The sequence below is a fragment of the Mesorhizobium captivum genome, from assembly GCF_033977165.1.
GTDB lineage: Bacteria > Pseudomonadota > Alphaproteobacteria > Rhizobiales > Rhizobiaceae > Mesorhizobium > Mesorhizobium captivum.
The window spans coordinates 1-5727 of sequence record NZ_JAVIJB010000085.1 but is presented as its reverse complement, the minus strand read 5'-3'; the positions used below and the strand labels follow the sequence as shown (position 1 = coordinate 5727).

At 61.0% G+C, this 5727-nt stretch carries 4 protein-coding genes; 1 reads left to right on the top strand and 3 read right to left on the bottom strand.

Annotated elements, in window-relative coordinates; genetic code table 11:
• Window positions 1-189 precede the first annotated feature (189 nt).
• Complete coding sequence (locus tag RFM40_RS33125) at window positions 190-357, top strand: hypothetical protein (protein WP_320279014.1); 168 nt, start codon at window positions 190-192, stop codon at window positions 355-357.
• A 1048-nt stretch (window positions 358-1405) separates the two neighbouring features.
• Here RFM40_RS33125 and RFM40_RS33120 read toward each other — a convergent pair.
• From RFM40_RS33120 to RFM40_RS33110, 3 genes are all read right to left on the bottom strand, one after another.
• Window positions 1406-2713: an HlyD family type I secretion periplasmic adaptor subunit gene (locus RFM40_RS33120; RefSeq protein ID WP_320230334.1), complete on the bottom strand. Its 1308-nt coding sequence runs from the start codon at window positions 2711-2713 to the stop codon at window positions 1406-1408.
• Window positions 2713-4467 carry a type I secretion system permease/ATPase gene (locus RFM40_RS33115; RefSeq protein ID WP_320230333.1) on the bottom strand — a complete coding sequence of 585 codons (1755 nt, stop codon included), beginning with the start codon at window positions 4465-4467 and terminating at the stop codon, window positions 2713-2715. The genes RFM40_RS33120 and RFM40_RS33115 overlap by 1 nt, the downstream gene beginning before the upstream one ends.
• A gap of 19 nt (window positions 4468-4486) precedes the next feature.
• Window positions 4487-5727: calcium-binding protein (locus tag RFM40_RS33110; RefSeq protein ID WP_320279013.1), on the bottom strand; the 1241-nt coding region annotated here is incomplete at its 5' end.

Sequence of the window (5727 nt, the reverse complement as noted above, 5' to 3'; positions counted from 1 at the left end):
GCGTGACGAGAGGCAAAGTCGTGGTATTGTCGGAATCAGCCATGATCCGAGCTCCCTGAAGCTTGGTAATGGTCAGGCCGATCGGAGTGTTCCCGCACTCTGGTCGGTCGCTGCACGTACAATGCAAGTGCAATGCACGCGCTTTCCTTATGTACTTTTTTGACGCCGAGTTCAAGCCGCACAGCGAAAATGACAAAGAAGCCTTTCACGACGCGTTTGGATCCATCTGTGCTAGCCCTGGCTCAACAGCTCGCAACGACCGAACGTCGCTCGATCACCGCTGTCATTGAGCTTGCATTGATCGAATATGCAGAACGTCGCGGCATGAAGGCTCCGGACATCGAGGATGACCGATAGTTTTGGTCGGATTCGGCCATCGGCGCAGAATTCATCTTAGAAAAAGGGAGCCCAGGGTTGTGCCCCCAAAGCGCTCGCCGACTGTCGCAGGAGAGTTCATGGCACGCTTTGGACCTGTACGGTGCAATTGCCTCAAAGACGATGTACCGAATGTCAGGAACGCGCCACAAGCACGTCGGCCATAGAGATCGGCCTTGCCGCTGCCGGATAGCGGACATCGTCTGCGACAACACTGGAAGGTCATGGTTGCGCCTAAGTGCCGGCATCGCGTGCAAGCAGACATTCGGCTGAAGTTCGAAAGCAGGCGCCGGCGAACGGAACTCCTTGTCGCCGAGTGTGCCATCGCTACATGCATTCCGGTCCGCAGAGGGGCGTCCCCGCTCCTGGTGAAGCCGCTCTGAAGCCACGCCAACGATCGCCCGGCGACGCGCGCCGGCTGGCCAGAATGGATAGCCGCCGGGGTAACGTCCGGCCTGCGGATCAGCGTCTCTGGGCGGAAATGAGCACGCGAGTTCCCGGAAGGGCATAAAGGCGCGGAGTCGAGAAACTGGCGACGGCCTCGCAGGTCAAATTCCTCTGCACTCGCGGACCATATTCTTTCGGAGGTTGGCACCGGCGGCACGTTGATGGGGCGATCGGAGATAGGTGCCTAGGCCACCAAATACGGCGCAGGCAAATGCCTGATTCGGGCAAGCTGGACCTGCGATACATTTGGCAGCGCGCAGACCAAAGCAATTTCCCTGCTGACACCCATATCCGCCGGACGAGGGCTACTCCCCCGATTTAGCCTCATCGCGGCCTTGATCGCATTGGCGATCATGGTCGGGGCAACCCCGCTCGGCAAAGCGTTGAACTCCAAGTTCTCGCTCATAGCCGACTGCATCGCGGACCCGAAAGCGTCTGGATGTCCGCAATAAGTTCTGCCCACGTGTTACGGCACGGGACTTTTGAGGTCGCCTTCGGGCGACTTCCTTTTTGATCGACGGCGAAATGGAACACAGGTGGAAACTCGAACGCACCAAGAATGAAACCTAAGCTTCGCTTGCCGTCATTCCTCCCTGAATGCGCGATCGATCTGGTCTGCTAACGGCTTCACCAAATATGATAACATCGCGCGGTTGCCCGTGGAAAAGAACACCTCGACTGGCATGCCGGGTGCGAGGGTCAGACGCTTCAGCTTTTTGAGCTCGGTGCGCGGGATGCCAATGCGAACGGTGTAGAAGCCTGCGCCACTGCGTTCATCCAGGCTGAGGTCCGCGGAGATCTCGCTGACACAGCCAATCAGCTCCGGCGTCACGCGCTGATTGAATGCCGAAAACTTCAGCCCCGCTTCCTGGCCAAGCTTCAGTTGATCGATGTCTTGGGGGGCGACGCGTGCCTCGACCGTGAGGTCATCTGCCACCGGCACGATGAGCATGACCACTTCGCCCGGGGTGATAACGCCGCCCAGGGTGTGGACGGCAAGCTGATGCACCACGCCGTCCTGCGGACTGCGCAAATCGATACGCTTCAGCTGGTCCTCGGCCGACACCTTACGCTCGACGAATTCGGATATCTTGCTCTGGACGTCGCGAAGTTCGGTCGCCACCTCCTTGCGCAGATCCTGATCGACCTGGATGACCTGCAGCCGCGTTTCGGCAATGCGACCTTTGGCCTGCGCAATCGACGCCGTGAGCTGACCGTGCTCGCCCTTGAGCCGGACCGCATCGCGCTCGAGCGCGGTCAAACGATCGATCGACACGAGCTTTTGCTGCCAGAGTTTGCGGATGCTCTCGAGCTCGGTGCCGATCAGGTCGATTTCCTGGCTTTTGGCAACCCGCTGCTCGGTCAAGCCCGAGCTTTCCTCGGAGAGCTGGGCGATGCGCTCCTCCAGTTGCGCCTTCTGGCCGGCCCGCGCCTGTTGGCGAAACTCGAACAATGACTGCTCGCCGGCAATCGCACGCACTATGGCCGGATCGTCCTGCCGGAGCATCAATGACGCGGGAAACGAAATCGCCTCCAGACCATCACGTTCGGCTTCCAGGCGCGCCAAGCGGGCCTCGAACTCGTCGAGGCCCTTGGTGACGATCGACAGATTGGCGCGCGTGACGGTTTCGTCGAGACGCACCAGAATGTCGCCGGATTTCACGGCGTCGCCTTCACGAACGAGGATCTGGCCGACAACGCCGCCGGTCGGATGCTGTACTTTCTTGACGCTGGAGTCGACAACCAACCTGCCGGAAGCGATCACTGCACCGGAAAGCTCGGTCACAGCCGCCAGCCCGCCGCCACCGCCGATGAGAAGGAGGCAAGCGGCGACGCCGCCAATCAGATAACGGCGAATGGTCTTTTCGATTGTAGAAACCTGCGCGACCATCAGGACGCATTCTCCTCGGCTGCGGCCACGACCTTCAGGGGAGCACCGGCCGGTCGGGCGACCTTGTTCAGGACCTCGTTCTTTGGCCCGAACGCCTGGACGCGCCCGTTCGCCATGACCAGGACCTGGTCGAGGCTGGCCAGCGCGCTCGGCCGATGCGCCACGACGACAGCAATGCCGCCGCGCGCCCGCACGCTCTGGATGGCTTCCGTGAGTGCGGCTTCGCCTTCGGCATCGAGATTGGAATTCGGTTCGTCGAGGATGACAAGGAACGGATCGCCGTATAGAGCCCGGGCGAGCGCCACTCGCTGCCGCTGGCCGGCCGAAAGCGCTGAGCCAGCTTCGCCGATCCTGGTCTCGTAGCCCTCCGGCAGATGGACGACCAGATCATGCACCCCAGCAGAGCGTGCCGCCGCAAGTATCTTCTCCGACGGCGCCTGCGGCTCGAAGCGCGCTATGTTTTCGGCGATCGTGCCGTCGAACAACTGCACGTCCTGCGGCAAGTAGCCGATCTGCCTGCCGAGTTCTTCCGGCGACCATTGATCGAGCGTCGCCCCATCCAGCCTCACCGTGCCGCGCGCAGGCTGCCATATTCCGGCGATTGCTCGCACGAGCGAGGATTTGCCGGAGGCACTTGGTCCGATGACGCCTAGCCCGGCACCCTTCTCCAGCGCGAAATTTGCATCCTGGACGACAACCCGGCTCTCGCCCGGTGGCGTGACGCTAATGCCTTCGACGGCCAAAGTAGATGCAGGTGTCGGCAATGAGACGCTCGTCGCAGTTTCGGGCAGGAGGGTCAGAAGCTGAGAAAGGCGGGCCCAAGCCTGGCGGGCGCTGACAAAGCTCTTCCAATGCGCGATCGCGAGCTCGATCGGCGCCAGCGCCCTTCCCATCATGATCGAGGCAGCGATCATGATCCCGCCCGTCGCCTCCTGGTGGATGACGAGATAGGCTCCGATTGCCAGGATGCCGGACTGGAGCATCATGCGCAGGATCTTCGAGATCGTTCCTAGCATGCCCGCCAGATCGCTGGCCCTGGCATTGGTGCCGAGATACTCGGCATTGACGCCTGACCAGCGCTCGGCAATGCGCGAACCGAAGCCCATCGCCTGCAGAACCTCGACATTGCGCCGCGTTGCTTCGGCAAGCGTATTGCGGGCGGCCGCCTGACTATTGGCCTTCCTGGCCGGCTCTCGGGTCCGCGCCTCTGCAAGCAGAGTCAGGCCGAAGAGAACGACCGCCCCGGCCAGTGCCGTCATGCCGATCCAGAAATGGAAGAGAAAGCAGATACCGAGGTAGAGCGGCATCCACGGCAGGTCGAAAAGCGCCGTCGGCCCGACGCTCGACAGAAATGACCTGACCTGGTCGAGATCGCGCAACGACTGCAAGCCGTCGCCCGCGAGCTTGGTGCGCAAAGGCAGGCGCATCAGTGCGGCATAGACCTTGCCGCTCATGCGCTGATCGAGCGCCATGCCAATGCGCACCAGAAGCCTCGACCGGATCAGCTCAAGAACGCCCTGGAAGATGAACAGCATCGCGGCAAAGATGGCCAGCCCGACCAGGGTCGGCACGCTGCGGCCAGGTATGACGCGGTCATAGACCTGCAGCATGAAGAACGAGCCGGTCAGCGCGAGCACGTTGACCACGCCACTCATCAATGCCACGCCCGAGAAAGCGCGTTTGAACGACGCCAAAGCCGCCGCAAGCGTTGCTCGCGGCGGCTCGGCGGAGTTGAGCTGCGTCGTCACAGTCACCTGGCTTCCGGTTCAAAACTCAAGCGGCAACGAACTGGAAGTCGTCCTGGTGGAGGTTCGCCAGCGCGACGTTCTTCAAGGTCACAACGTTATTGGCGTCATGGGTGATGACGGTGTCGGCGCCGACCTGGGTTGCGGCTGCCAGCACCGCGGCGAAGTCGGCAAAGACATCGTTGTCGAACTGGATGAAATCGTCCGATCCTGCCCCTGCGGCGAAATCCGTGATGTTGTCCAGGCCAAAACCAGCTTTGAATATGAACGCGTCGTTGCCGGAGCCGCCTGTCAGCGCATCGTTGCCACCCCCTCCAATTAGGACGTCATTGCCAGCCGCTCCCTGCAGCGTGTCGTTCCCACCCAAGCCCGCGAGGGTTTCGCCGCTTGCGGTTCCGACAAGTGTGTCGTTGCCGCTTGTCCCACGTATCCAGGCGTTGGCATTGATGTCGGCGAGGTTCCACTCGGTTCCGTCACCGAACTTGATCTTTTCGACCCCCCAGTTCGCCGTTGTCGAGTAGAATTGACTTTGGACTGTAACGATCTCGCCGGTGGCAATGATCTTAATCTTGAGATCCTGCCCGCTCCGAGAAAATTCCACATCCGCAGCGTTCAGATTCGACAACTGCAGCGTATCGACGTCGGTTGTCGAACCCGAATTGTCATTGATCGTGTCGTTGCCGTCGGCAAGCGTGTAGCTGTAGATGTCGCTGCCGGCCAGGCCGACCAGCACATCGTTGCCCAGGCCCGCGCGGATATCATCCGCACCCGTCCCTCCAGTGATTGTTTCATTGCCCGAAGTCCCTGCCACATAGCTTATGTGGGCATTCATGTAGGCCCGACTCCAAGTCGTTCCGTCGGCAAAGACGATCTTGTCGACGCCTTGGCCGTTCGAATCACTGAGACTGTTCTTGAGAAGCACCGAACCGCCGTCACCAGCGCCTGGCGTGCTCTCGGCGATCACCACTGTTACATCGTTGCCATTACGAACCAGGCTCACGGCCGAGGGGTTGATGTCGGTAAACAGCAGCCTGTCATTGTACCCATTGAAGCCGGCTTCGTTGATGATGTCGTTGCCGTCGCCGCGGGCGTAAACATAGGTGTCGTCGCCGCCAACACCGCTCAACGTATCGTCGCCTGCCTTTCCGCGAATCGTGTCGGCAACATTAAACCCGGAGATGGTGTCGTTGCCGGCGCTTGCCGCCTGATCGAGCAGCTTGACCCTGATGTCGGCTCTTGTCCAGGTAGTCCCGTCGGCGAAGACGACCT